This window comes from Herbaspirillum sp. Her3 (assembly GCF_057961275.1).
This window is the reverse complement of sequence record NZ_CM176328.1, coordinates 3,729,175-3,752,877: the sequence shown is the minus strand read 5'-3', so window position 1 is coordinate 3,752,877 and position 23,703 is coordinate 3,729,175. Positions and strand designations below refer to the sequence as shown.

The 23,703-nt window shown below is 63.7% G+C and carries 25 protein-coding genes; 20 read left to right on the top strand and 5 right to left on the bottom strand.

Annotation, left to right across the window (positions count from 1 at the left end; all coding sequences use genetic code 11):
* Window position 1 precedes the first annotated feature (1 nt).
* From cysW to ACVC5H_RS17215, 3 genes are read left to right on the top strand one after another with little or no spacing between them, the layout of a single operon-like run.
* Window positions 2-901: a sulfate ABC transporter permease subunit CysW gene (cysW, locus tag ACVC5H_RS17225; RefSeq protein ID WP_489619008.1), complete on the top strand. Its 900-nt coding sequence runs from the start codon at window positions 2-4 to the stop codon at window positions 899-901.
* 9 nt (window positions 902-910) lie between these two features.
* Entirely contained in the window at window positions 911-1,990 is a 1,080-nt protein-coding gene (locus ACVC5H_RS17220) for a sulfate/molybdate ABC transporter ATP-binding protein (protein ID WP_489619007.1), read from the top strand.
* Entirely contained in the window at window positions 1,987-2,922 is a 936-nt protein-coding gene (locus tag ACVC5H_RS17215) for a CysB family HTH-type transcriptional regulator (RefSeq protein WP_489619006.1), read from the top strand. The genes ACVC5H_RS17220 and ACVC5H_RS17215 overlap by 4 nt, the downstream gene beginning before the upstream one ends.
* 12 nt (window positions 2,923-2,934) lie before the next feature.
* On the opposite strand, the gene ACVC5H_RS17210 is transcribed toward ACVC5H_RS17215, so the two are convergent.
* The 3 genes from ACVC5H_RS17210 to ACVC5H_RS17200 form a co-directional block, all read right to left on the bottom strand.
* Window positions 2,935-3,411, bottom strand: coding sequence for a GNAT family N-acetyltransferase (locus ACVC5H_RS17210; RefSeq protein ID WP_489619005.1), 477 nt, complete (start codon window positions 3,409-3,411; stop codon window positions 2,935-2,937).
* Between the two features lie 126 nt (window positions 3,412-3,537).
* Window positions 3,538-3,744, bottom strand: coding sequence for a hypothetical protein (locus ACVC5H_RS17205; protein WP_489619004.1), 207 nt, complete (start codon window positions 3,742-3,744; stop codon window positions 3,538-3,540).
* 160 nt (window positions 3,745-3,904) lie between these two features.
* Window positions 3,905-4,744, bottom strand: coding sequence for a M15 family metallopeptidase (locus tag ACVC5H_RS17200; protein ID WP_489619003.1), 840 nt, complete (start codon window positions 4,742-4,744; stop codon window positions 3,905-3,907).
* A gap of 219 nt (window positions 4,745-4,963) precedes the next feature.
* On the opposite strand from ACVC5H_RS17200, the gene ACVC5H_RS17195 reads away from it, so the two are divergent.
* A complete protein-coding gene (locus tag ACVC5H_RS17195; RefSeq protein ID WP_489619002.1) occupies window positions 4,964-5,254 on the top strand; it encodes a hypothetical protein in 291 nt (96 codons plus the stop codon).
* Window positions 5,255-5,594: 340 nt separating this feature from the next.
* Here ACVC5H_RS17195 and ACVC5H_RS17190 read toward each other — a convergent pair whose 3' ends face one another.
* Window positions 5,595-6,401, bottom strand: coding sequence for a phosphodiester glycosidase family protein (locus tag ACVC5H_RS17190; protein ID WP_489619001.1), 807 nt, complete (start codon window positions 6,399-6,401; stop codon window positions 5,595-5,597).
* Window positions 6,402-6,823: 422 nt separating this feature from the next.
* Here ACVC5H_RS17190 and ACVC5H_RS17185 point away from each other — a divergent pair, with 422 nt between their 5' ends.
* The 9 genes from ACVC5H_RS17185 (at window position 6,824) to ACVC5H_RS17145 (ending at window position 16,428) form a co-directional block, all read left to right on the top strand.
* Window positions 6,824-7,945 carry a branched-chain amino acid ABC transporter substrate-binding protein gene (locus ACVC5H_RS17185; protein ID WP_489619000.1) on the top strand — a complete coding sequence of 374 codons (1,122 nt, stop codon included), beginning with the start codon at window positions 6,824-6,826 and terminating at the stop codon, window positions 7,943-7,945.
* Window positions 7,946-8,044: 99 nt separating this feature from the next.
* Complete coding sequence (gene livH / locus ACVC5H_RS17180) at window positions 8,045-8,971, top strand: high-affinity branched-chain amino acid ABC transporter permease LivH (RefSeq protein ID WP_034350126.1); 927 nt, start codon at window positions 8,045-8,047, stop codon at window positions 8,969-8,971.
* Window positions 8,972-9,014: 43 nt separating this feature from the next.
* Window positions 9,015-10,241 carry a high-affinity branched-chain amino acid ABC transporter permease LivM gene (locus tag ACVC5H_RS17175; RefSeq protein WP_489618999.1) on the top strand — a complete coding sequence of 409 codons (1,227 nt, stop codon included), beginning with the start codon at window positions 9,015-9,017 and terminating at the stop codon, window positions 10,239-10,241.
* Window positions 10,238-11,014, top strand: coding sequence for a high-affinity branched-chain amino acid ABC transporter ATP-binding protein LivG (gene livG / locus ACVC5H_RS17170; protein WP_489618998.1), 777 nt, complete (start codon window positions 10,238-10,240; stop codon window positions 11,012-11,014). Before ACVC5H_RS17175 ends, livG begins: the two co-directional genes overlap by 4 nt.
* Window positions 11,014-11,718: an ABC transporter ATP-binding protein gene (locus tag ACVC5H_RS17165; RefSeq protein WP_489622718.1), complete on the top strand. Its 705-nt coding sequence runs from the start codon at window positions 11,014-11,016 to the stop codon at window positions 11,716-11,718. Before livG ends, ACVC5H_RS17165 begins: the two co-directional genes overlap by 1 nt.
* Window positions 11,719-11,922: 204 nt before the next feature.
* Window positions 11,923-12,426: a sugar dehydrogenase complex small subunit gene (locus ACVC5H_RS17160; RefSeq protein ID WP_489618997.1), complete on the top strand. Its 504-nt coding sequence runs from the start codon at window positions 11,923-11,925 to the stop codon at window positions 12,424-12,426.
* Between the two features lie 23 nt (window positions 12,427-12,449).
* Window positions 12,450-14,054 (top strand): GMC family oxidoreductase, encoded by a 1,605-nt coding sequence (locus tag ACVC5H_RS17155; protein WP_489618996.1) that lies wholly within the window; start codon window positions 12,450-12,452, stop codon window positions 14,052-14,054.
* Window positions 14,047-15,411, top strand: coding sequence for a cytochrome c (locus ACVC5H_RS17150; protein WP_489618995.1), 1,365 nt, complete (start codon window positions 14,047-14,049; stop codon window positions 15,409-15,411). Before ACVC5H_RS17155 ends, ACVC5H_RS17150 begins: the two co-directional genes overlap by 8 nt.
* Before the next feature lie 177 nt (window positions 15,412-15,588).
* The gene (locus ACVC5H_RS17145) at window positions 15,589-16,428 is read left to right on the top strand and encodes an ABC transporter substrate-binding protein (protein WP_489618994.1); all 840 of its coding nucleotides are present in this window, start codon (window positions 15,589-15,591) and stop codon (window positions 16,426-16,428) included.
* 94 nt (window positions 16,429-16,522) lie between these two features.
* Here the strand turns inward: ACVC5H_RS17145 and ACVC5H_RS17140 are convergent, their stop codons facing one another.
* On the bottom strand, window positions 16,523-17,308 hold the full coding sequence (locus tag ACVC5H_RS17140; protein WP_489618993.1) for an IclR family transcriptional regulator: 786 nt from the start codon (window positions 17,306-17,308) through the stop codon (window positions 16,523-16,525).
* A 290-nt stretch (window positions 17,309-17,598) separates the two neighbouring features.
* Between ACVC5H_RS17140 and ACVC5H_RS17135 the strand changes: the two genes are divergently transcribed.
* The 7 genes from ACVC5H_RS17135 (at window position 17,599) to ACVC5H_RS17105 (ending at window position 23,655) form a co-directional block, all read left to right on the top strand.
* Complete coding sequence (locus tag ACVC5H_RS17135; RefSeq protein WP_489618992.1) at window positions 17,599-18,402, top strand: ABC transporter substrate-binding protein; 804 nt, start codon at window positions 17,599-17,601, stop codon at window positions 18,400-18,402.
* 118 nt (window positions 18,403-18,520) lie between these two features.
* Window positions 18,521-19,219 carry an amino acid ABC transporter permease gene (locus ACVC5H_RS17130; protein ID WP_489618991.1) on the top strand — a complete coding sequence of 233 codons (699 nt, stop codon included), beginning with the start codon at window positions 18,521-18,523 and terminating at the stop codon, window positions 19,217-19,219.
* A 10-nt stretch (window positions 19,220-19,229) separates the two neighbouring features.
* On the top strand, window positions 19,230-19,925 hold the full coding sequence (locus ACVC5H_RS17125) for an amino acid ABC transporter permease (protein WP_489622717.1): 696 nt from the start codon (window positions 19,230-19,232) through the stop codon (window positions 19,923-19,925).
* Window positions 19,925-20,653: an amino acid ABC transporter ATP-binding protein gene (locus tag ACVC5H_RS17120; RefSeq protein WP_489618990.1), complete on the top strand. Its 729-nt coding sequence runs from the start codon at window positions 19,925-19,927 to the stop codon at window positions 20,651-20,653. The genes ACVC5H_RS17125 and ACVC5H_RS17120 overlap by 1 nt, the downstream gene beginning before the upstream one ends.
* Before the next feature lie 38 nt (window positions 20,654-20,691).
* The gene (locus ACVC5H_RS17115; protein WP_489618989.1) at window positions 20,692-21,894 is read left to right on the top strand and encodes a pyridoxal phosphate-dependent aminotransferase; all 1,203 of its coding nucleotides are present in this window, start codon (window positions 20,692-20,694) and stop codon (window positions 21,892-21,894) included.
* Between the two features lie 26 nt (window positions 21,895-21,920).
* Window positions 21,921-22,619 (top strand): RraA family protein, encoded by a 699-nt coding sequence (locus ACVC5H_RS17110; RefSeq protein ID WP_489618988.1) that lies wholly within the window; start codon window positions 21,921-21,923, stop codon window positions 22,617-22,619.
* A complete protein-coding gene (locus ACVC5H_RS17105) occupies window positions 22,612-23,655 on the top strand; it encodes an amidohydrolase family protein (protein ID WP_489618987.1) in 1,044 nt (347 codons plus the stop codon). Before ACVC5H_RS17110 ends, ACVC5H_RS17105 begins: the two co-directional genes overlap by 8 nt.
* Window positions 23,656-23,703 lie beyond the last annotated feature (48 nt).

Here is a 23,703-nt window from a genome sequence, read left to right as displayed (position 1 = left end):
GATGAGTGCTGCCCCCGTTTCCGCCGCCCACCAGGCGATTGCCCGTGGCGAGCCGCCGCTGACCCCTGGTGCCACCACCGAACCGTTCTGGGTGCGTGCGCTCCTGATCGGCATCGCGCTGGTGTTCCTGACGCTGTTCCTGTTCGTGCCGCTGGTGTCGGTGTTCTACGAGGCGCTGCGCAAGGGCTGGGATGTCTATGTCGCCTCCATCACCGAGGACGATGCCTGGTCCGCCATCAAGCTGACCGTCATCACTGCCGCCATCGCCGTGCCGTTGAACCTGGTCTTCGGCGTGGCCGCCGCCTGGGCCATTGCCAAGTTCGAGTTCCGTGGCAAGAACCTGCTGCTGACCCTGATCGACCTGCCGTTCTCGGTCTCGCCGGTGATCTCGGGCCTGATCTACGTGCTGCTGTTCGGCCTGCAAGGCTATTTCGGCCCCTGGCTGCGCGAGCACGACATCAAGATCCTCTTCGCCGTGCCGGGCATCGTGCTGGCGACCATCTTCGTGACCTTCCCGTTCGTGGCGCGCGAGCTGATCCCGCTGATGCAGTCGCAGGGCAGCGAGGAAGAAGAAGCCGCGCTGGTGCTGGGCGCCTCCGGCTGGCGCACCTTCTGGCACGTCACGCTGCCCAACATCAAGTGGGGCCTGCTGTATGGCGTGATCCTCTGCAATGCGCGCGCCATGGGCGAGTTTGGTGCCGTCTCGGTGGTGTCCGGCCACATTCGCGGCGAGACCAATACCATCCCGCTGCAGGTCGAGATCCTCTACAACGAATTCAACATCACCGGCGCCTTCGCCGTGGCCTCGCTGCTGGCCTTCCTGGCCCTGGTCACGCTGGCCGTCAAGAGCGTCATCGAGTGGCGGCTGCACCAGCAGCACAGCGCCAGCGAACAAGCTTAAGGAGTCATCATGAGCATCGAAGTCCATCACATCCAGAAGCGTTTCGGCAGCTTCACCGCGCTCAACGACGTCTCGCTCAATTTCCCGGCGGGCGAACTGACGGCCCTGCTGGGGCCGTCCGGCTGCGGCAAGACCACGCTCTTGCGCATCATCGCCGGTCTCGAATCGCCCGATTCCGGCCAGGTGCTGCTCGATGGCGAAGACGCCTCGGCGCGCCACGTGCGCGAGCGCCAGGTTGGTTTCGTCTTCCAGCACTATGCGCTGTTCAAGCACATGACCGTGTTCGAGAACATCGCCTTCGGCCTGCGCGTCAAGCCGCGGGCGCAGCGACCCTCGGAAGCGGTCATCCGCGAGAAGGTCAAGCGCCTGCTGGAGCTGGTGCAGCTGGACTGGCTGGCCGACCGCTATCCGCCGCAACTCTCGGGCGGCCAGCGCCAGCGCATCGCGCTGGCCCGTGCGCTGGCCGTGGAGCCGCGCGTACTGCTGCTGGACGAACCCTTTGGCGCCCTCGATGCCAAGGTGCGCAAGGAACTGCGCCGCTGGCTGCGCCGCCTGCACGATGAACTGCACGTGACCAGCATCTTCGTCACCCACGACCAGGAAGAGGCGCTGGAAGTGGCCGACCAGGTGGTGCTGATGAACAAGGGCCAGGTCGAGCAGATCGGCACGCCCGAGTCGGTCTACAACCATCCCGCTTCGCCCTTCGTCTACGGCTTCCTGGGCAACGTGAACCTGTTCCATGGCCGTCTGCATGAAGGTGTATTGGATGCCGGTGGCGCGCGCTTTGAAGCGCCCGGCCACGATGATATCCGCGATGCGGCCGGCGTCGGTTTCGTGCGTCCGCATGATCTCGACGTGGAGCGCTATTCCCCCGGCGCCGAAGGCATCGTGGTGCAACTGCGCCGCGCTCATGCCATCGGCCCGCTGGCGCAGCTGGAACTGGAGCGCGATGACAATGCCGAGCTCATCGAGGCCGTCATCCCCAATGAACGCTTCACGCAACTGGGCTTGAAGAATGGCGAAACCCTGGTGGTGCGTCCGCGCCGCCTGCAGGTCTTCGCGCAGCAACAAGGAGGGCCGGGACGATGAATTTCCAGCAACTGCGTTCCATCCGTGAAGCCGCGCGCTGTGGCTTCAACCTGACTGAAGTGGCCAATGTGCTGTTCACCTCGCAACCCGGCGTGAGCCGCCAGATCCGCGAGCTGGAAGAAGAGCTGGGCGTGGAAATCTTCGAACGCAACGGCAAGCGCCTGACCGGCCTGACCGAACCAGGCAAGGGCATCCTCGGCATCGTCGAGCGGCTCTTGCTGGAGGCCGAGAACCTGCGCCGCGCCAGCAAGGAATACGCCGGCGAGCAGAGCGGTACGCTCTCCATTGCCACCACCCACACCCAGGCACGCTACGTGCTGCCGCGCGTGGTGCAGGCCTTCCGTGACGCCTTCCCGCAGGTGCGCATCGCCCTGCAGCAGAGCGCGCCGGAACACATCGCCGAATGGGTCATCTCGGGCAAGGCCGACATCGGCATCGCCACCGAGGGGCTGTCGCAATTCAAGGAACTGGTGTCCTTCCCCTGTTATACCTGGAGCCACGTGATCGTGGTGCCCAAGGGCCATCCCTTGCTGGGACTGGAGCAGGTCGCGCTGGAAGATCTGGGCACCTGGCCGCTCATCACCTATGACGTCGGCTTTACCGGCCGGGGACACATCGACGAAGCCTTCCGCCAGGCCGGCATCGAACCGGACATCGTACTGACCGCCATGGATTCGGACGTGATCCAGCAATACGTCTCGCTGGGCATGGGCGTGGGGCTGGTGGCCTCGATGGCGGTGGACCAGGGCAAGCACCAGGACATGGTGGCCATCAATGCCTCGCACCTCTTCAAGGCCAACATCGCCCGTCTGGCGGTGCGGCGCGGCGCCTACCTGCGTGGCTATGCCTTCGATTTCATCCAGCAGTTCGCCCCTGATCTCAAGCGTGCCGATATCGTCAATGCGCTCAATGAGGCCAATGCCCAGCCGTGAGCGCGGCGCGCATCAGAGATTCTTGCGATAGACGATGAAGCCCGAATCGATGGCCAGCGTGTCATAAAGCCGGCGCGCCTGGGCATTGGTGTGATGGGTGTGCCAGTACACGCGCTCGGCACCATCGGCGGCAGCGCACCGGTACAGTTCTTCGACCAGTGCACGGCCTACACCCTGGCCGCGTGCGGCTTCGGTGGTGAACAGGTCCTGCAGGTAGCAGGCCGGGCCGATCAGGATGGTATTGCGGTGATAGAGGTAATGCGCCAGTCCCAACAGTTTTCCGCCAGCCTCGGCGACCAGCGCATGCACGGGTTCATCGGCATCATGGATGCGTGACCAGGTGGCCTGGGTGATGGCCAGGGGCAGGGCGGTGGCGCCGCTGCGGCCATAGAAGGCATTGTAGTCATCCCACAGAATCTTCCATTGCGGGTAGTCGTCCTGACGGGCGCGACGGATCTGCGGTGCGTCTGGATGCAACGGATCGGGCATGGCGGCTCCTTGCGGCTGACGTCGCAGTATAACTGTACCGGGCCACTTTTCCCGACTGTCATGACAAAGGCCGGACAGTGTCTGCACACTGTCCGGCCTTTGTCTTTGCAACCAGCGTCGTTACGCTCAGACCGTACGGGTCGGTGTCGTGGTGATGGTGCTGGAATCTGTACTGCTGGGTTGCGAGGCAGTGGACTGGGCCACTTGCGCGGACTGTCCGGTGGCCTTCAGGACGTCGTTGAAATTGACACCCTGTTTCTTCGGTGCCTGCTGGGCGCCGGCAGTGTTGGTGGTGTTGGTGTGATGGACGTTGGAAACGGAATTGATCGACATGCGTGCACTCCTCAAGTAAGGCTGTCACCCGGGCCTGCGCCCAGACCGGTATTGCCGTCGCAGTATAGGCGCGCACCAGGGGCTTGCTGCACCTGCTTACTTAAACTTGCGGATCTTTACCTGTCTTGCGTGGACTGCGGGTGCGCCTCTTTACGCCTGCTTATTTGCGCAGGCGTGCAGCGCATTGATCGCGCAGGCGGGTGTCTTCGGGGGCGTCGTCGTCGCTCTGGGCTGCCGTGGCGGCGGCTGCAGCGGGATGCGCGCATTGCCGGTAGCGCGCGGCATAGCGCGCGAATTCGGCGCGCGCCTGCGCCTTGGGCAGGCTGGCCAGGGTCTGGATGAAGCTGCGGCTGCCGATCTCGAAGTGCTGGTAATCGATGGGCTGCTTCCACTGGCCGCCCCAGACCAGGAAACCATGGTCATAAAACACGCTGATGACCTCCTCGGCCATGCCTGGCTGCGGCGGCGTACGCTGCAGCCAGGCCGCACCCTGCGGTGGCAGGACTTCCTGCTGTGGGCTGCCGGCCTGGCTGACGTAGGGATTCTGCAGGGGATTGATGTCGATGGCCGCGCCATAGGCATGCTTGGACCAGCCGCCGCCCCCGGTCATCGGGCGGCCATTGAATGCAGAGCTGTTGTTGTCGGCCATGGAGCGCTGGTCATCGCCCTCGTAGGCTTCCAGCGCACGGGCGCCGGCCAGCGGGAAGGAGCGCAGCAGCAGTTCGCCGAACAGCGACTCCACTTGCGGCGCCACCGCATCCAATACCACCACTGCGCCTTGATGGGTCGCCCCGTCAAAGTCCGTGTAATCGAAACTGACCGTGGCCAGCCGCGAGCAGGGCACGGGATTGGCGGCGGTGATGACCTTGCTGGCCTGCATGCGGGCGCATTGCGCAGGCGATAGCGGAGTGATGTCGGCATGGGCAGTGGTGGGCAGCGCCATGGCCAGGGCCAGCATGGCGGCGGCGAGGGCAGGGAAGCGGGCGGTGAAGGTCATCATGGGAGGGGATGATACGGGTTTTCAGGGTGAAGAAGTGTTGTCGGTGAGACCATATTGCCTGCGATGGCTGACATCAAGATGCGCCATTTTCTGACAGCCTGAGACCGCCAGAGCGGGAATAATCGGTGTCCAGAAGCTGTCGAATCCAGGCAAGCACGCAGGCCGTGCTTGGTTCAGTGCATTTCGGCAAATCCGATCAACAACCTTTGGAGGCAAAATATGCAGATTCGCCACACCCTCTTGGCTGCCGCCGTATTCACCGCTGTCCTGGCCGGTTGCAACAAGCGCGACGAAGCGCCGGCAACCCCGGCCGCCAACCCGCCGGCCGCATCCGAATCGGCTCCGGCAAGCAGCACCCCGACCACTCCGGCACCGGCTGACTCCGGTACCGCTGGCGGCTCCACCGCCACCCCGGCCACCCCGACCCCGACCACGCCTTCGGACTCCTCGGCCACCAGCCCGAGCACGCCGGCGGGCTCCACGGGTGACAGCGCCGGTACGCAAAAGTAACTGCAGCCCCGATCACAATAAGAGACAAGCAGAACGGCAAGAGCCGCACCCATCTCCCGCAGTGGGAACAGCACTGCAATGCGCCGCGACAGGTAACTGTTGCGGCGCTTTCTTTTGGGCTGGCGGACCGCGCACTGGCCGATCTGGCGCAGTATGGGAAGCTTCTTTCCAGGCACCTGGCCGCCCGGCGGGAACAGGCAATGCGCGCGAAAAATCTTTCCGAACTTTTTTTTGCGGCCTGCAGTCGTACAGGTGGTTGAACTGTTCCTTCAACCTCCCTCTTGATAGGGAACTTGCCCGCAGTTCATTGGCTGCGGGCTTTTTTTTGCCCGGCTTTCTGCTACTTCCCCGCATGCGGCTTCACCACCGCAATCATGGCCCCGAATGCCGGACCCATATTGGCTTCCAGCGTGGGATACATGCGCGAGATGCTGCCATCCAGGTACAAAGCGTCACTGCACTTGAGTTCATCACGAAGGAAACTGGCGAAATCGTAGAAGCTGATCGGATTGCGCGCGATGGCCAGCGTGACGATGCCCGCCGCATCCAGGCACACCGCATTGCGCACCACCGTATTGGCCGAAGCCGGGTCGAAGCGCGGATTGATCTTGCCGTCCACGATCATCAACGGACCTGACTGCGTGGCATAGCGCGTCACGCCATTCCACAGGCCCAGCTCGGCCTCGTAATCGGAGGTCTCGACGATGTAGGCCTGGCGCTCGCTGATCACGAACACGCCATTGGGTTGCAGATAGAAATTGCCATAGGCGTTCTTGCGCGTGTTGAGCTTGCGCAGCTGGTTACCTCCTTCCACGTACAGCCCCAGCGGCTGCAACTGCTTGTCGTAGATGCCGGCATTGGTGGCACACACCATCTCCAGCCCCTGGCTGCGCAGATGCGCGTCAAGCCGGCTGAAGTTGCCCAGTGGCGTGCCGCTGGCATCCTTCCAGTACATGCGCAGGGTGTCGCTGCGCGGATCGGCGCGGCAGGTGCTGATGAAGACCTGGTGATACTGGTATTGGCGGATCTCGGCGGCGCCGGCCCGGGTGCAGCCCAGCACCAGAACTATCAGCGCCAGCAGGCGCAGCAAGGGAAGGCAAAGGTCGGTGCGGGTGTCTGTGCTGTTGCGGAAAGGGGAGTGAAGCATCGAAACCAGGTCTTGTTCTGCGGGAAGGCATGGGGTGGCGGGGTGAGGCGGTATTGTAAATGGCGCAAGCCGGGCTTGCCACGGGAAAATCCCTGGTTTGGCCGCAAAGCCAGTCTGGTCAAGGCTCTTTGGGTGATGCACCGAATTTGGTCGTGCTGCACCGCAGTTCTGCACCGAACATGGGAAAATGAAGAAAAACAGCATGAAATGTGTGCAAAATCGAATCTGGCAGCACGTAAATGACGCGCGATGACGAAATTCCAAAAATAATTTGCCCCATTTCGATGCAGTGTTACACTCTGCCCCCATGTTGCGGCCAGCCTCCCGTAAAACGGGGTCAGGTATCCACAACCCTACGCGCGCCGGCCTGCTGGCCAGGTAACGGCGCCTCTTGAATCCGTTCCATCCTGGAGGAAACGACAATGAAGTTTGCAAGCCGTCTGACCAAGATCGCCCTGGCCGCCGCCACCTTTGCCGCCTTCGCCGGCGTGGCCCACGCCGAAACCGTCAAGATCGCCATCGCCGGTCCCCTGACCGGTGCCGTGGCCCAGTACGGCGACATGGTCAAGGCCGGTGCCCTCACCGCCATCGAACAGATCAACGCCGCCGGCGGCGCCAACGGCAACAAGTTCGAAGCCGTCATGATGGATGACGCCTGCGAACCCAAGCAGGCCGTGGCCGTGGCCAACAAGATCGTCAGCCAGGGCATCAAGTACGTGATCGGTCACGTCTGCTCCGGCTCCACCATCCCCGCCTCGGACATCTACGAGAACGAAGGCGTGGTCATGATCACCCCGTCGGCGACCGCACCGCAGCTGACCGAAGCCAAGCCGCACAAGTTCATCTTCCGCACCATCGGCCGCGACGACCAGCAAGGTCCTGCCGCCGCCCGCTACGTCATCGAGAAGCTCAAGCCCAAGAAGGTCGCCGTGCTGCACGACAAGCAGTCCTACGGCCAGGGCGTGGCCTCGTCGGTGAAGTCTGCGCTGGATGCGGCCAAGGTGCCGGTGGTGGTGTTCGAAGGCATCAACGCCGGTGACAGCGATTACTCGGCCATCGTCACCAAGTTGAAGTCGCAGGGCGTGGACTTCGTCTACTTCGGCGGCTACCACCCGGAAATGGGCCTGATCATGCGCCAGGCGCGTGAGCAGGGCGTCAAGGCCGTCTTCATGGGCCCTGAAGGCGTGGGCAACAAGGACATCACCGCCATCGCCGGCCCGGCCTCCGAAGGCATGCTGGTGACCCTGCCGGCCGACTTCGCCGCCGATCCGGCCAACGCCGCCCTGGTCAAGGCCTTCGCTGCAGCCAAGCGTGATGCCAACGGTCCGTTCCAGATGCCGGCCTACTCGGCCGTGAAGATCATTGCCGACGCCATCACCGGTGCCAAGTCCACCGATCCGGACAAGGTCGCTGCCTACATCCACGGCAACAGCTTCAAGGCCCCCATCGGCAACGTCGAATACGACAAGAAGGGCGACCTCAAGGCCTTCCGTTTCGTCGTCTTCACCTGGCACAAGGACGCCACCAAGACCGAAGCCAAGTGATTCGCCCCGAATCGCTGGCGTGACTGTCTGACCTGACGTCAAACCGCGAAATGCCCCATTGCAGTCGGAATGGGGCATTTCCACTTTATGGGTTCCCTCATGAATGAATTGCTCCCTCAACTGACCCAGCAGCTCGTCAACGGGCTCTCGCTGGGTGCGATCTATGCCTTGATTGCCATCGGCTACACCATGGTCTACGGCATCATCGGCATGATCAACTTCGCCCACGGCGAGATCTACATGATCGCCTCCTACGTCGGCCTGGTGACGCTCACAGCCATCGGCGTGCAGTCCGGCTATCCCTTGCCGCTGCTCTTGGGCGGTGCGCTCATCGTCTCGGTATTGGTCACGGGCCTCTATGGCTGGACCGTCGAACGCGTGGCCTATCGGCCCTTGCGCGGCGGCCCGCGCCTGGTGCCGCTGATCTCGGCCATCGGCATGTCCATCTTCCTGCAGAACTACGTGCAGATCGGCCAGGGCGCACGCGACATGTCGGTGCCGGTGCTGATCTCGGGCGCGCTGGAATTCCAGATGGGCAGTGACTTCACCGTCACCGTGCCGTATTCGCGCATGGTCATCGTGGGCGTGACGCTGGTGCTGATGGTGGCCCTGACGCTGTTCATCGCGCGCTCGCGCATGGGCCGCGCCTGCCGCGCCTGCGCCGAAGACATGGGCATGGCCAATCTCTTGGGCATCGATACCAACAAGGTGATTTCCTTCACCTTCGTCCTGGGCGCGATGCTGGCGGCGGTGGGCGGCGTGTTGATTGCGCTGACCATCGGCAAGCTCAATCCCTACATCGGCTTCATCGCCGGCATCAAGGCCTTTACGGCGGCGGTGCTGGGCGGCATCGGCAGCATTCCCGGCGCCATGCTGGGCGGCGTGCTGCTGGGGCTGGCCGAGACCTTCGCGGCCGGCTACCTGCCTTCCGAATACAAGGACGTGGTGTCCTTCGGCCTGCTGGTGCTGATCCTGCTGTTCCGTCCCACGGGCCTGTTGGGCAAGCCCGACATTGAAAAGGTCTGAGCCCGTACGGCTCGACGGACAACGACATATTCAAGGAGGCGTGATGCCTGAGACTTTCAAGAATGCCGTGGCGGCGGCGCTGGTGACCGCCGTACTGACCTTCCCGCTGCTGGGCATGCAGTTGCAGCTGGAGGGCTACCGCGTGGTCCTCAACACCCACTGGCCCCCGGTGCTGGTGGCGGTGCTGGCCGTGTTCCTGTTCCAGCTGGCCCGGCCTGCGCTCTCGCGCACCACGGCCGGCATCAGGCTGCCGGCGCTGCCGCGCATGCAGCCGGGCCAGCAGCGTGCGGCCGTGCTGATCCTGCTGATGGCCGCGCTGGTGTGGCCCTTCTTCGGTTCACGCGGCTATGTGGACGTGATGACCCTGGCGCTGATCTACGTGGTGCTGGGCCTGGGCCTGAACATCGTGGTCGGCTTTGCCGGCCTGCTGGACCTGGGCTACGTGGGCTTCTACGCGGTGGGTGCCTATACCTATGCGCTGTGCAACCAGTACTTCGGCCTGTCGTTCTGGGAATGCGTGCCGTCGTCGGCGGCGGCGTCCGCGCTGTTCGGTTTCTTGCTGGGCTTCCCGGTGCTGCGACTGCGCGGTGACTACCTGGCCATCGTCACGCTGGGCTTCGGCGAGATCATCCGCCTGCTGCTCAACAACATGACCAGCCTCACCGGTGGTCCGGATGGCATCTCGGGCATCCCCAAGCCGACCGTGTTCGGCGTGGTGATGGCGCGCAATCCGCTGACCGAAGGCGGGACCACCTTCCACCAGCTGTTCGGCCTGTCGTACCAGGGTGGTCACATGGTGATCTTCCTGTACTTCCTGGCCTTGCTGATGGTGCTCTTTACTTATTTCGTCACCAGCCGCCTGCTGCGCATGCCCATGGGCCGCGCCTGGGAAGCCCTGCGTGAAGACGAGATCGCCTGCCGCTCGCTGGGCATCAACCCGACCCGCGTGAAGCTCTCGGCCTTTACGCTCGGTGCGGCCTTCGCCGGCCTGGCCGGTTCCTTCTTCGCCGCCCGCCAGGGCCTGGTGACGCCGGAATCCTTCACCTTCATCGAGTCCGCCCTGATCCTGGCCATCGTCGTGCTGGGTGGCATGGGTTCGCAGCTGGGCGTGATCCTGGCGGCGATCCTGCTGACCGTATTGCCGGAACTGGCGCGCAGCTTTGCCGAGTACCGCATGCTGATCTTCGGCCTGGTGATGGTGCTGATGATGATGTGGCGTCCGCAAGGATTGCTTCCCGCAACCCGTCCGCACGTGGAGCTGCCGCAATGAATTCGCCCATGAAAACCATGCTGGAAGTCTCGAACCTGGCGATGCGCTTCGGCGGCCTGCTGGCCGTGGATGGCGTTTCGCTGGCCGTGCAGGAACGTGAAGTCTTCGCCATCATCGGCCCCAATGGTGCCGGCAAGACCACCGTCTTCAACTGCATCAGCGGCTTCTACCAGCCGACCTCGGGCGAGATCGTCCTCGATGGCGTGTCGATTGCCCGCCAGCCCAGCCACCAGGTGGCGCAGCAGGGGCTGGTGCGGACCTTCCAGAACATCCGCCTCTTCAAGTCCATGACCGTGGTGGAAAACCTGCTGGTGGCGCAACACCAGCAGGTCAATACCAACCTGCTGTCGGGACTCCTGAAGACGCCGGCCTATCGCAAGTCCGAGCAGGAAGCCTTGCAGCGCGCCGCCTACTGGCTGGATCAGCTCGGCCTGACCGCGCTGGCCAACCGCGAGGCGGGCACGCTCTCGTATGGCCTGCAACGCCGCGTGGAAATCGCCCGCTGCATGATCACCAAGCCGCGCCTGCTGCTGCTGGATGAACCGGCGGCCGGCCTGAATCCGCAGGAGAAGCAGGAACTGTCGCAACTGATCGACCGCCTGCGCCGCGAGCACGGCGTGGCCGTGCTGCTGATCGAACATGACATGAGCCTCATCATGGGCATCTCCGATCGCATCCTGGTCATGGAGCACGGCAAGCCCATCGTCACCGGCACCCCCGAAGAGGTGCGCAGCGACGAGCGCGTGATCAAGGCTTACCTGGGAGAAGAATGATGCTGCAGTTTGACAAGGTGCATACCCACTATGGCGCCATCGAGGCGCTGCACGGCGTGTCGCTGAAGGTGGAAAAAGGCGAGATCGTTACCTTGATCGGTGCCAACGGTGCCGGCAAGACCACGCTCCTGATGACGCTGTGCGGCCGTCCGCGCGCCTCCAGCGGCCGCGTGATCTTCGAGGGGCAGGACATCACGCAGCTGCCGACCCACGAGATCATGCGCCGGGGACTGGCGATCTCGCCGGAAGGCCGGCGCGTCTTCCCCAGCCTGACCGTGCTGGAAAACCTCAAAATGGGCGCCTTCTTCGCCCGCAATGACGAGATCGAGCAGGGCATCGACTACGTCTTCGGCCTCTTCCCGCGCCTCAAGGAACGCGCTGCCCAGCGCGCCGGCACCATGTCCGGCGGCGAGCAGCAGATGCTGGCCATCGGCCGCGCCCTGATGAGCAAGCCGCGCCTGCTGTTGCTGGACGAGCCCACGCTGGGCCTGGCCCCGCTGGTGATCGCGCAGATCTTCGAGATCATCCGCACCATCCGCGACAGCGGCGTGACCGTGTTCCTGGTCGAGCAGAACGCCAACAAGGCCCTGGGCGTGGCCGACCGTGGCTACGTGCTGGAAAACGGCCACGTGGTCATGTCCGATACCGGTGCCAACCTGCTGGCCAACAGCGAGGTGCGCAAGGCTTACCTCGGCCACGGCTGATTCTTCCTGTCACCTGTCAGTCCTGCGCCACGGCCCGGTCATGAAAATGACCGGGCCGTGTTGTTTTAGGCCAGTGAATATCCGGTTGCACAAGCTCTGCTGCAGATCAAAGCGAAAGTGCGTAAAATGTGCGCCCATTCTGGCCCCGGCGCGACGGCGCGGCACGCTCTGCATGCCTGCGGGCCATTTTTCCTGGAAGACATAATGATGCACACCTCACGCCGCCGGGTACTCAAAGTGGTGGGCCTGATGACGGGTGCCGGTGCGGCCGGCCTGTACGGGGCACTGCCTAGACTGGTCACCGCGCAAAACAATGCGACGACGGCCCCGCTGGATGATTTCATTCAGGTTTCCCAACAACTGACTGAGCGCAAGGATCTGAGCCCCGGACTGGGCGCGGCTTTGCTACTGGCCCTGGGCAAGACCGAAAAAGACCTGGCCAATCGCCTGTCAGCCTTGAATGCGCTGCTGCAAGCCCAGCCCGCGCTGTTGCAGGCCGAGCGTCTGGCGTTTCCCGCCGAGCATGGCGACAGCGAAAAGCTGGCCCGCGTGATCCTCGGTGCCTGGTACGAGGGCGTGGTGGGCAAGGGCAAGCAAGCCCAATACGTTACCTACATCAATGCGCTTTCCAATGGACTGGTGAGCGGCAAGGTGGTGCCGCCCAGTTTTTCCTATGGCCCCTGCGGCAGCTGGTCGCGCCAGCCCTGATTTTGCGAAAGTGATTGTTTGTGATGAGTAATGTCAATGCCGCCGATGTGGTGGTGATCGGTGCCGGCGTAACCGGTGCCTTGCTGGCCACGCGCCTGGCCCGTACCGGCAAGTCGGTGCTGCTGCTGGAAGCCGGCCCCCGCATGCGCCGCGACCAACTGGTCGAGCGCTTCCGCAGTTCGGCCTTCAAGTCCGACTTCATGGCGCCGTATCCGTACTCGCCGCTGGCCCCGCATCCACGCTATACCCCGGAGCCCAACGGCTACCTGCAGCAGAAGGGGCCGCATGCCTTCAATGCCCAGTACATCCGCATGTTCGGCGGTACCAGCTGGCACTGGGCGGCGCAATTGTGGCGCTTCGTGCCCAATGACTTCCGCCAGCACAGCCTCTATGGCGTGGGCAAGGACTGGCCCATCAGCTACGACGAGCTGGAAGATTACTACTACCAGGCCGAGGTCATCGCCGGGGTCGGCGGCTCGCCTGACAACGGTTCGCCACGCAAGCACCCTTACCCCATGGAGCGGGTGCCGGCCTCCTGGCTGCAGCAACGCGTGACGGCCCGCCTGGCGCCTGACTTCACGGTGCTCGACGACAGCACCGGGCGCAACAGCCGCAACTACGACGGCCGTCCGGCCTGCTGCGGCAACAACAACTGCATGCCGCTGTGTCCCATCGATGCGCAGTACCACGGCGGACTGGCCGCGCAGCAGGCCGAAGACAGCGGCGTGCAGGTCATCACCGAGGCGGTGGTCTATCGCCTCGAACACGACGAAAAGGGCCGCATCGCCGCCGTTCACTACTACGACTGGAACAAGGTCAGCCACCGCGTCACGGCGCAGACCTTCGTGCTGGCCGCCAATGCCGTTGAGACGCCCAAGCTGCTGCTCATGTCGGTGAGTGACAAGTTCCCGCAAGGCATCGCCAACGCACGCGACAACGTAGGCCGCAACCTGTGCGATCACCCGGCCATCGGGGTGACCTTCGACGTCGATGAAGAAATCTGGCCCGGCCGCGGTCCGGTCAGTCCTTGCTCCATCGGCCAGTTCCGCGATGGGCAGTTCCGCGCCGAGCATGCGCCGTTTCGTATCGATATTTCCAATGCCTCCCAGGTCGCCGCCGTCACCAAGGAAGCGGTGGCCGAGGGCTATTTCGGCAAGCGCCTGGAAGAGCAGATCCTGTTCCGCGCGGCGCGCCGCCTGAGCATCAAGAACGCGCTGGAACAACTGCCCGACCGCGACAACCGCGTCACCCTGGGCGACAAGAAGGATGAACTCGGCTTGCCGGTTCCGGCCCTGTACTGGAACGTGGACGACTATGTGGTCAAGGGTACCGAAAAGACCCGTGCCTGCTACGACGCCATCGCCGCCAAGCTGGGTGCGACCAACATCAAGCACAGCAAGAGCGGGGCATTCTCCAATCGCCAGCACATCACCGGCACGCTCTCCATGGGGCTGGACCCGGCCACCAGCGTCACCGACGCCTGGGGCCGTGCGCACGACCACGAGAACCTGTTCATGGTCGGCACCGGCGTCATGCCCACGGTAGGCACCTGCAACGTCACGCTCACTGCCATGGCACTGGCGCTGCGCACGGCCGACAAGATCATCGAGGAGAGCCGTCATGCGTAAGCCGTTCAAGCGCCTGCTGGCGGTGCTTTCCTTGCTGGGACTGAGTGGCATGGCCCACCTGGCCCATGCGGCCGACGATGCACAACTGATCAAGCGCGGCGAGTACCTGGCCACGGCCGGTGACTGCGCCGCCTGCCACAGCGAGAAGGGAAGGGCGCCCTTCAGCGGTGGCCATCCGATCAGCAGCCCGCTGGGCACCATTTACAGCACCAACATCACGCCCTCCAAGACCCATGGCATTGGCCAGTACAGCCGCGAGCAGTTCGCCGCCGCCCTGCGCCAGGGCGTGCGCGCTGATGGCAGCCAGCTGTATCCGGCCATGCCCTATACCGCCTACGCTCGTCTTACCGATGAGGACGTGACGGCGCTGTATGCCTATTTCATGCAAGGTGTGCAGCCGGTAGACCAGTCGCCGCCAGCGACGGCACTGCCGTTCCCGTTCAACATCCGCCTGTCGATGAAGGCATGGAACTGGCTGTTCCTCGACAAGAAACCTTTTGAACCCGATCCGGCGCAATCGGCGCAGTGGAACCGTGGCGCCTACCTGGTACAGGGCCTGGCCCATTGCAGCACCTGCCACACGCCACGCAATGCCCTGATGGCCGAGCAACTGGACCGGCGCTTGCAGGGCGCTTCCCTGGGCACCTGGTATGCGCCCGACATCAGCCCCGCCGCCTTGCAGGCCAATCCGGCCTGGACCCGCGACATGCTGGCCGATTACCTGGCCAGCGGCCATGCCGGCAACGGCGCCACGGCCGCTGGTCCGATGCTGGAAGCCATCGAAAAGAGTTTCTCCCGCATGACCCGCGAAGACCTGGACGCCATGGCGACCTATCTGCTGCCCGCCGCAGCCCAGGCTGCACCCCCCGTGGCACCTGCACCCGCTGCCGCGCCCGTGCGTGCGCTGACGCCGGTGCAGGGAGACGATACGCCGCAGGCACTGGCAGCCCTGGGTGCAGGGGCGCGCATCTATCTCAACAACTGCGCCTCCTGTCACAACACCGGTGGCCAGGGACTCAATGGCTTGCCGTCCTTGCAGCAACATCCGCTGCTGCGCCAGCCCAATGCCGACAACGTGGCCATGGCCATCCTGGAAGGCGTGTTGCCGGAGCATGGGCAGGGCATGATCGGTTTTGCCCATACGCTCAACGACGGCGAGATCGCTGCGGTGACCAACTACCTGATGCAGGATCTGGGCGGCAGCAAGGTCAGCATCAGCGTGCAGCGCGTCAAGGCGCTGCGCGCCGGGGGCGAGCCCTCGCCGCTGTTGTGGCTGGCTCGCGCCGGCATGGGACTATTGCTGCTGGCCCTGCTGGGTGCAGCGTTTTGGTGGCGTCGCCGTCGTACGCCGCGCTGATGCAGATCAGGGGCAGCTGCGCGGCCCCGACTTGTCATACCAGAGGCCGCCCGGCTCACGCTGGGCGGCTTTTTTATGCGTGGTGATTTTTTTGTTGGCAATGGCGCTGCGAAGTGTTTGCTGCGAGTGACATCGGGGATTGTTTCGGGCTATCCTCGACACTCGACGAGGAGAAGCATGAAAAAGATTTCGCAGCACCTGAAACAACTGGGCATGGGCAGCTTGCTGGTGGCCAGTGCCTGGCTTGTTCCCGCTGCGGCGCACGCCGATCGCCTGGATGAGATCCGGGCGCGTGGTTCGCTGATCTGCGCCACGCTGGGCAACAATGAGCCGCTGGCCTTCGCGGATCCGCAGAGCGGCCAGATCGTCGGTTTTGACGTCGACATGTGCAGTGCCATCGCCGACAAGCTGGGCGTAAAGATGCGGCAGCGAAGCCTGACCGTGGAGCAGCGGCTGCCGGCGCTGATACAGGGCGATGTGGATCTGGTGTCGGCGGCGCTGGGCTATACCCGCGAACGGGCTCGCCAGATCGATTTCACCGCCTCGCATTACCAGAACCCCCTCAAGCTGATCGTCTACAGTGACTCTGGCCTGAACCTGTTGGCGGACCTGGATGGCAAGCGTATCAGCGCCAATCGTGGCTCCACCCCCGAACAGGCGGCGCGCCGCGTGCTGCGCAAGGCGACAGTGCTGACTTTCCCCGATACTGCGCAAGCTTTCCTGGCGCTGGCCCAAGGCCGTGCCGACGCCCTGGCCATTTCGATGCCGGCGGGCATCCGGTTCGTCAATGAGTCGGGCGGACGCTTCCGCTTCGTCGAGGGCGCGCTGGCCTGGGAGCCCACCGCGCTGGGCGTCAAGAAAGGCGAGCGCAGGTTGCTTGATACCGTCAACCAGGCCCTGGCCGAGATGGAAAAAGCCGGCGAGATCGATGCCTTGTGGACCAAGTGGTTCGGCCCCAAGACCAAGTTCAACATCGCCCGCGACAAGAAACTCACGCCCATTGCCAGCCTGCGCTAGCACGCTCGGTACCAAGAGCTTCAGTTCCGGTTTCAGTTCCTGCTATTGGCAAGGGTGATGTCCTGGCAGAGTGCCGCTGCCAGGACATCACCCTTTATCCATCTCCGGCAACCGCTTGCGCGGCAGCCTCATCGAAGATCTCGGCCGTGGGTGAACAATAGACCTGGGGCGAGGCCCCCAGCCTGGTCGACAATTCCTGCGCCAACTGCAACAGAGTAGCCCGCATGGCCTCGCTGGCGGCCGGATCGAAGCGCAGGCTCAAGCCAAAAATGGTCAGCGCGCCGACCAACGCGTTGCCGGCGCCGAACACCGGGGCCGACATCGATGAGGACAGCGGATTGTTGATCCCCACCGAAATGCAGACATAGCGGCCGCCCGAGCGCGCCGCATTCCCCGGCACGGAAAAGAAACGCAATACCTGTGCGCTGGAGGTCTGGTCCATGGCAAAGAGGCTGCCGGCCTTGACCGTGGCCTTCACCGAGGCCGGGGTCTCGGCGGCATACAGGCAAAGCCGTTGCTCTTGCTGGCGGATATAGAAGGCAGTGCTTTCGCCGGTCGCCAGGACCAGCTTCTCCAGCGTGGGCATGATGAAGTCGGCATAGTCGAACCTGGCTTCGAAGGCCTTGCCCAACTGATAGGCGCGCGGACCCAACTGATAGGAGTTGTCTGCCCGTTGCACGACATATCCCGCTTTGATGAACGACATCATGTAGCGGTGGATCACGCTCTTGAACAGCCCCGTACGCGCTTCCAGTTCGGTCAGTCCAAACGGCTCGGGCGCATCAATGAAGGCGCTCAGGATCGCCAGGCTGCGTTCGGCTCCCAGTACGGTGCGGTCGGGCGCTGCATCCTTGTTCTCGGGCTCATTCTTTTTTTTCATAAATCCGTTTCGCATTTTTCGATGGGGCGAGGTTATCACACCTTTTTCGGTTGGCGCGGTGCACCAAAAGATGCCGGCGACCTGCTTTTCCTGCACCGCATGCGGGAGTCCGCGTGCCCCTTTCCGGGTTTTTTGCACCGCCGCGATACACGCTCTAAGTTACTGAAAAATAAGGATAAATCACGCTTGTTTAAAAATCATAATGCAATTATGATTTGTTGAACCGAGTTTCGTTGTTCAACCAGGGAAAGGGAAAGAAAATGAATTTGGGGCGCTTTCACAAGAGCTGTATGGCAATCGCGGCTGCGGCCGTTTCGCTGATGTTCGCCACGTCGGCGCACGCTGACCGGCTGGCCGACATCAAGGCGCGCGGCACCTTGGTGTGCGCCACCTTGACCAGCAGTGAGCCACTGGGCTTTCCCGATCCGGCCACCCGCCAGGTGGTGGGCTTCGATGTCGACATGTGCGCGGCAGTGGCCAAGGAATTGGGTGTCAAGCTGGAGCACAAGGGCGTCTCGGTGGAGGCGCGCATTCCCGAGCTGACGCTGGGACGGGTGGACCTGGTGGTCGCTGCGCTGGGCTATACGAAGGAGCGGGCACAGCAGATCGATTTCACGGCGGCGCATTACCAGACACCGATCAAGCTGATCGTCCACAGCAACGGCGGTTTCAGCAAGATCGAGGATCTGGCGGACAAGCGCATCAGTGCCAACAAGGGCTCCACGCCGGAACTGTATGCGCGCCGCACACTGCCCAAGGCCACCATCCTGACCTTCCAGGACACGCCGGCAGCCTTCCTGGCGCTGGCGCAGAACAAGGTGCAGGCGCTGGCGCTGTCGCAGCCCTCGGGTATCCGCTTCGTCAATGAATCGGAAGGGAAGTACAAGTTCCTCGACGGTGCACTGGCCTGGGAGCCCACCGCCATGGGCGTCAAGAAGGACGAGCCGGCCTTGCTGGCGGCAGTCAACGATGCCCTGGAGAAGCTGGAGAAGAGCGGCCAGACCGACGCCCTGTGGAACAAGTGGTTCGGCCCCAACACCAAGTTCAACATCCCGCGCGAGAAAAAGCTCACGCCCATTTCCGCCTTCCAGTAAGCCTATCGTTCCCGCCGCCATGATCCCGCGCACCGCTTGTCCCGGTGCGCGCGGGAGCGGCTTGCCCTTTGCCCGGCGATATTCACGCGCCAGGCACGCCTAGCAAGAAAGCGATGACATGCTCAATCTCGATTTCGGTGCAGTATTGCAGGGCCAGTATCTGGACTGGCTCATCGGTGGCGCCGTCACCACGCTGTGGCTGTTCGCTGCCGCCTGGGTCTGTGCCTTCCTCCTGGCCGTGGTGCTGGTGGCACTGCGTACCCTGGCCCTGCCGCCACTGGAGTGGGCCATTGCGGCCTACGTCAACTATCACCGCAACGTGCCGGGGCTGGTACAGATCTTCGTCTGGTACTTCGGTATCCCCGAGCTGCTGCCGGCGAGCATCACCGGTTTCATCAATGACCACAACGGTGAATTCATCTTTGCCTTGATCGCGCTGTCCCTCAACAGTGCGGCCTATATGTCCGAAGACCTGCGCAGCGGTATGCGCTCGGTGGCCGAGACGCAGATGGAAGCAGCGCGCGCGCTGGGCCTGTCGTATCTCCAATCGATGCGCGACGTGCTGCTGCCGCAGGCCATCCGCATCTCGGTGCCGCCGCTGGTGAACCAGTCGCTTTCGCTGTTCAAGTCCACCAGCCTGGCCATGGCCATCGGTGTGGCGGAGATGACCTACGCCAGTCGCCAGATCGAAAACGAAACCTACCGCACCTTCGAGACCTTCATCCTGGCCTCGGCCTTCTACCTGCTCATGTCGTGGTCGATCATGATCCTGGGTGCCTGGTACAACGCGCGGCATCTGGCCGTGAAGGGGCGCTGACATGCTCGATATGCTCGATATCCTCCGTACCTACGGCCTGCAACTGCTGATCGGGGAATTTCCGCACGGTCCCCTGGGCGGTCTCGCATTGACCCTGATCCTGGCGGTGACGGGGCTGGTCTGCGCCTTTCCCCTGGCAGTGCTCTTCGGTATCGCCCGTACCAGTCGCATCGGCTGGGTGGCCTGGCCGGCCGCCGGCATCGTGCACACCTTGCGCGGCCTGCCGGTGCTCATGCTGATCTTCTGGGCTTACTTCATCGTGCCGCTGTTGACCGGCAAGTCGATCTCCGGCACCACCACGGTGATCTGCGCCCTGGTGGCTTACGAGACGGCCTTCCTGGGCGAGGTCATCAAGGCCGGCATCCTGGCCATCCCGCAAGGGCAGGTCGAGGCGGCACGTTCGCTGGGCATGGGTTACTTCACCACGTTGCGCGAGGTGGTACTGCCGCAGGCCTTGTTCAACATGATCCCGAGCATCCTCAATCAGCTGATTTCGCTGATCAAGAATACCTCGCTGGCCTACATCATCAGCGTCAATGAACTCACCTATGCGGCCTACCAGGTCAACGCACAGCTGCTGACCAAGCCCTTCCAGGTGTACTTCCTCCTGGCCATGACCTACTTCGTCCTGTGCTATCTGCTCAGTTCCATGGTGGGACTGGCCGAGCGCCGCATCAAACAAAAACGTCAATTCAGGAGTCTCTGATGATCCGATTCAATCATGTGAACAAGTGGTACGGCCCCTACCACGCCCTGCGCGACATCAACGAGGAAATCAAGCGCGGCGAAGTGGTCATCGTCTGCGGTCCGTCAGGCTCGGGCAAGTCGACCCTGATTCGCACCATCAACCGTCTCGAGCCCATCGACGACGGACAGATCTATGTGGATGGCCAGGACGTGCGTGGCAATGGCGTGGACATCAACAAGCTGCGTAGCCGCATTGGTTTCGTGTTCCAGTCCTTCAACCTGTTTCCCCACATGAGCGTGGAGCGCAACGTGATGCTGGCCACCATGCGTGTGCTCAAGCTCTCGGAGAAAGCCGCTCGCGAAACGGCCATGAACCTGCTGGACAAGGTGGGCCTGGCTGCCAAGGCGCAGTCCTACCCCGGCCAGCTCTCGGGCGGCCAGCAGCAGCGTGTGGCCATCGCCCGCGCGCTGGCCATGAAGCCGCCGGTGATGCTCTTCGATGAACCGACCTCGGCGCTGGACCCGGAGATGGTGGGCGAGGTCTTGCAGGTCATGAAGCAGCTTGCCGCCGAGGGCATGACCATGGTCTGCGTCACGCACGAGATGGGCTTTGCCCGCGAGGTAGCCGACCGTCTGCTGTTCATGGCCGATGGCCAGGTGCTGGAGCGCGCCACGCCCCAAGACTTCTTCGAGCGCCCGCAACATGAGCGCGCCCGCAAGTTCGTGGCCGATATCCGCCACGCCTGATTCCACGATTTCACCGTACTTCCAAGACGAGACCCCCTATGGCATTCATTTCCGATTCACTGTCGCGCATCAAGGCTTCGGCCACCATCGCCATTACCCAGAAGGCGCGCGAGCTGGCCGCCCAGGGCCGCAACGTGATCGCCCTGAGTTCGGGCCAGCCCGACTTCGATACCCCCGAGAACATCAAGGAGGCCGCCTACGCTGCCATCGCCCGGGGCGAGACCCGCTATACCGCCGTGGCGGGCATCACCGAGTTGCGCCAGGCCGTGGTGGCCAAGTTCAAGCGTGAGAACCAGCTCGACTACAGCGTGGCCCAGACCATCGTTTCCAACGGCGGCAAGCAGGTCATCGCCAACGCCCTGATGGCTACCGTCAACGCTGGCGATGAAGTGATCGTGCCGGCGCCTTACTGGGTTTCCTACCCTGAACTGGTGGCCTTGTGCGGCGGGCGTGTCGTGTACGCGCAGACCACGCGCGCAGCCGGTTACAAACTGCGTCCGGAAGCGCTGGAAGCCGCCATTACCCCGCGCACCAAATGGCTGATGTTCAATTCGCCCTGCAATCCCAGCGGCGCCGCCTATACCCGCGCCGAGCTGGAGGCGCTGGCCGGGGTGCTCAAACGCCATCCGCATGTATGGATTCTCTCGGACGATATCTATGAACACCTGACCTATGGCGATTTCGAGTTCACCACGCCAGCCCAGATCGCGCCCGAACTCTACGAACGCACGCTGACCATGAACGGCGTCTCCAAGGCCTATGCCATGACGGGTTGGCGCATCGGCTATGCCGCCGGTCCGCTGCCGCTGATCAAGGCCATGGAAAAAATCCAGGGCCAGCTCACCTCCGGCGCCAGTTCCGTGTCGCAATGGGCGGCGCTGGAAGCCTTGAACGGCCCGCAGGATTACATCCATGAAAGCCGCAAGGTATTCCAGGCGCGGCGCGATCTGGTGGTGTCGATGCTGAACCAGGCCGAGGGGCTGGATTGCCCGGTACCGGAAGGGGCGTTCTATGTCTTCCCGTCGTGCGAGCGGCTGATCGGCAAGCGTACCGAGGATGGCCAGACCATCGCCAGCGACGAGGATTTCGTTTCGCTGCTGCTGCAGGCCGAGGGCGTGGCGCTGGTGCATGGCAGCGCCTTCGGGCAGGGACCGAACTTCCGTCTGTCCTATGCCGATTCGACCGAGCGGCTGCGCCAGGCCTGCCTGCGTATCCAGAATTTCTGCGCGAGCCTGCGTTAAGCCTTTTCGTCAACAAGGAGAACATCATGTCTGCAGGATTCCGTATTCTCGAGCGCACGCGCAAGGTCAGCGAGCAGGACGTGAAGAATTTTGCCGCCATCCCGGTGGCCAACATCAGTGATTCGATGGCCCGCATGAGCGCGGCCGGTGCGCGGCTGCGGCCGCTGCATCGCGGCGGCAGGCTGGCGGGGCCGGCCTTGACGGTGAAGTCGCGCCCGGGTGACAACCTGATGGTGCACAAGGCACTGGACCTGGCCGAGCCGGGCGATATCGTGGTGGTCGATGCCGGTGGCGACCTGTCCAATGCCATCATTGGCGAGCTCATGGTGGCGCACGCGATACAGCGCGGCCTGGGGGGCATCGTCATCCACGGCGCGGTGCGCGATGTGGATGCGATCCAGTCGGGCAGCTTCCCGGTGTTCGCTGCCGGCGTGACGCACCGCGGTCCCTACAAGGACGGGCCGGGCGAGATCAACGTCCCCATCGCCATCGACGGCATGGTCATCGCGCCAGGCGACCTGATGGTGGGTGACAGCGATGGCCTGCTGTGCGTGGCCTATGAGGACGTGGCGGCCGTCTATGCCGCGGCCAAGGCAAAGAATGACGCCGAGGCCGCCCAGATGGCCGCCATCCGGGCCGGCAGCACTGACCGTGGCTGGATAGATGCCGCCCTCCAGCGCCTGGGTTGCGAAGGGGCCGCTCAGGCGCGCTTGCGCCATGGCTGACGCCGCCGCCTCGCCGCACCTGCCGGTGCGTACGGCATGGCTGGCGCTGACGCAGGAAGCGGTGCTGGAGCCGGAGTTGCCCATCGTGGATGCCCATCACCACCTGTGGGACCGCGCCGGGAGCCGCTACCTGTTCGATGAATGGATGGCCGACCTCAACAGTGGTCATCGCATCACCGATACGGTCTTCGTGCAATGCCGCTCGATGTACCGGCAGGACGGGCCGCAGGGCATGAAGCCGGTGGGCGAAGTGGAATTCGCCAACGGCGTGGCCGCGCAGTCGGCCAGCGGCCGGTATGGAGCGGTGCGGGCCTGCTCGGCCATCGTCGGCTTTGCCGACCTGATGCTGGGCGCAGAGCTGCCGGTCGTGCTGGATGCATTGCTGCAAGCGGGCAATGGCCGCCTGCGCGGTATCCGCAACACCACCGCCTGGCATCCCGATGCGGCCATCCGCAGCAATCCCCAGCCACCGCCGCCCGGTCTGCTGGCGCAGGAAGCGTTTCGCGCAGGTGCGCGCCTGCTGGCCCGCTACGATCTGTCGCTCGATGTCTGGGCCTATCACACCCAGCTCGATGAAGTGCTTGCGCTCGCGCGCGCTTGCCCGGAGACACGCATCGTGCTCGATCACTGCGGCGGTCCGCTCGGTGCCGGCCCCTATGCCGGCCGGCGCGAGGTGGTACGGCGGGAGTGGCAGCAAGGCATGCAGGCCATCGCGGCCTTGCCCAATGTCTGGCTCAAGCTGGGCGGGCTGGGCATGCCGGTGGGCGGCTGGGATTTCCAGTTGCAGGCGGCACCGCCCGATTCGCTACAGTTGGCGCAGGCCTGGCGGCCCTGCATCGAGACCTGCATCGACCTGTTCGGCCCGCAACGCTGCATGTTCGAGAGCAATTTCCCGGTGGACAAGGGCATGTTCGGCTACGTCAGCCTGTGGAATGCCTTCAAGCGCCTGACCTCGGCCTTCTCCGCAGCTGAACGCGCGGCGCTCTTCAGTGGCACGGCCCGGGAAGTTTATCGCTTGCAGCCGGCAGGGCAGTGATAGCATATCGCCCTCATTCGGGCGCCACCTTCGTCCATTGTCATTTCC

Coding starts and splice junctions, on each gene's coding strand:
- cysW (WP_489619008.1), top strand. CDS start 2: ATGAGTGCTGCCCCCGTTTCCGCCGCCCACCAGGCGATTGCCCGTGGC.
- ACVC5H_RS17220 (WP_489619007.1), top strand. CDS start 911: ATGAGCATCGAAGTCCATCACATCCAGAAGCGTTTCGGCAGCTTCACC.
- ACVC5H_RS17215 (WP_489619006.1), top strand. CDS start 1,987: ATGAATTTCCAGCAACTGCGTTCCATCCGTGAAGCCGCGCGCTGTGGC.
- ACVC5H_RS17210 (WP_489619005.1), bottom strand. CDS start 3,411: ATGCCCGATCCGTTGCATCCAGACGCACCGCAGATCCGTCGCGCCCGT.
- ACVC5H_RS17205 (WP_489619004.1), bottom strand. CDS start 3,744: ATGTCGATCAATTCCGTTTCCAACGTCCATCACACCAACACCACCAAC.
- ACVC5H_RS17200 (WP_489619003.1), bottom strand. CDS start 4,744: ATGATGACCTTCACCGCCCGCTTCCCTGCCCTCGCCGCCGCCATGCTG.
- ACVC5H_RS17195 (WP_489619002.1), top strand. CDS start 4,964: ATGCAGATTCGCCACACCCTCTTGGCTGCCGCCGTATTCACCGCTGTC.
- ACVC5H_RS17190 (WP_489619001.1), bottom strand. CDS start 6,401: ATGCTTCACTCCCCTTTCCGCAACAGCACAGACACCCGCACCGACCTT.
- ACVC5H_RS17185 (WP_489619000.1), top strand. CDS start 6,824: ATGAAGTTTGCAAGCCGTCTGACCAAGATCGCCCTGGCCGCCGCCACC.
- livH (WP_034350126.1), top strand. CDS start 8,045: ATGAATGAATTGCTCCCTCAACTGACCCAGCAGCTCGTCAACGGGCTC.
- ACVC5H_RS17175 (WP_489618999.1), top strand. CDS start 9,015: ATGCCTGAGACTTTCAAGAATGCCGTGGCGGCGGCGCTGGTGACCGCC.
- livG (WP_489618998.1), top strand. CDS start 10,238: ATGAATTCGCCCATGAAAACCATGCTGGAAGTCTCGAACCTGGCGATG.
- ACVC5H_RS17165 (WP_489622718.1), top strand. CDS start 11,014: ATGCTGCAGTTTGACAAGGTGCATACCCACTATGGCGCCATCGAGGCG.
- ACVC5H_RS17160 (WP_489618997.1), top strand. CDS start 11,923: ATGATGCACACCTCACGCCGCCGGGTACTCAAAGTGGTGGGCCTGATG.
- ACVC5H_RS17155 (WP_489618996.1), top strand. CDS start 12,450: ATGAGTAATGTCAATGCCGCCGATGTGGTGGTGATCGGTGCCGGCGTA.
- ACVC5H_RS17150 (WP_489618995.1), top strand. CDS start 14,047: ATGCGTAAGCCGTTCAAGCGCCTGCTGGCGGTGCTTTCCTTGCTGGGA.
- ACVC5H_RS17145 (WP_489618994.1), top strand. CDS start 15,589: ATGAAAAAGATTTCGCAGCACCTGAAACAACTGGGCATGGGCAGCTTG.
- ACVC5H_RS17140 (WP_489618993.1), bottom strand. CDS start 17,308: ATGAAAAAAAAGAATGAGCCCGAGAACAAGGATGCAGCGCCCGACCGC.
- ACVC5H_RS17135 (WP_489618992.1), top strand. CDS start 17,599: ATGGCAATCGCGGCTGCGGCCGTTTCGCTGATGTTCGCCACGTCGGCG.
- ACVC5H_RS17130 (WP_489618991.1), top strand. CDS start 18,521: ATGCTCAATCTCGATTTCGGTGCAGTATTGCAGGGCCAGTATCTGGAC.
- ACVC5H_RS17125 (WP_489622717.1), top strand. CDS start 19,230: ATGCTCGATATCCTCCGTACCTACGGCCTGCAACTGCTGATCGGGGAA.
- ACVC5H_RS17120 (WP_489618990.1), top strand. CDS start 19,925: ATGATCCGATTCAATCATGTGAACAAGTGGTACGGCCCCTACCACGCC.
- ACVC5H_RS17115 (WP_489618989.1), top strand. CDS start 20,692: ATGGCATTCATTTCCGATTCACTGTCGCGCATCAAGGCTTCGGCCACC.
- ACVC5H_RS17110 (WP_489618988.1), top strand. CDS start 21,921: ATGTCTGCAGGATTCCGTATTCTCGAGCGCACGCGCAAGGTCAGCGAG.
- ACVC5H_RS17105 (WP_489618987.1), top strand. CDS start 22,612: ATGGCTGACGCCGCCGCCTCGCCGCACCTGCCGGTGCGTACGGCATGG.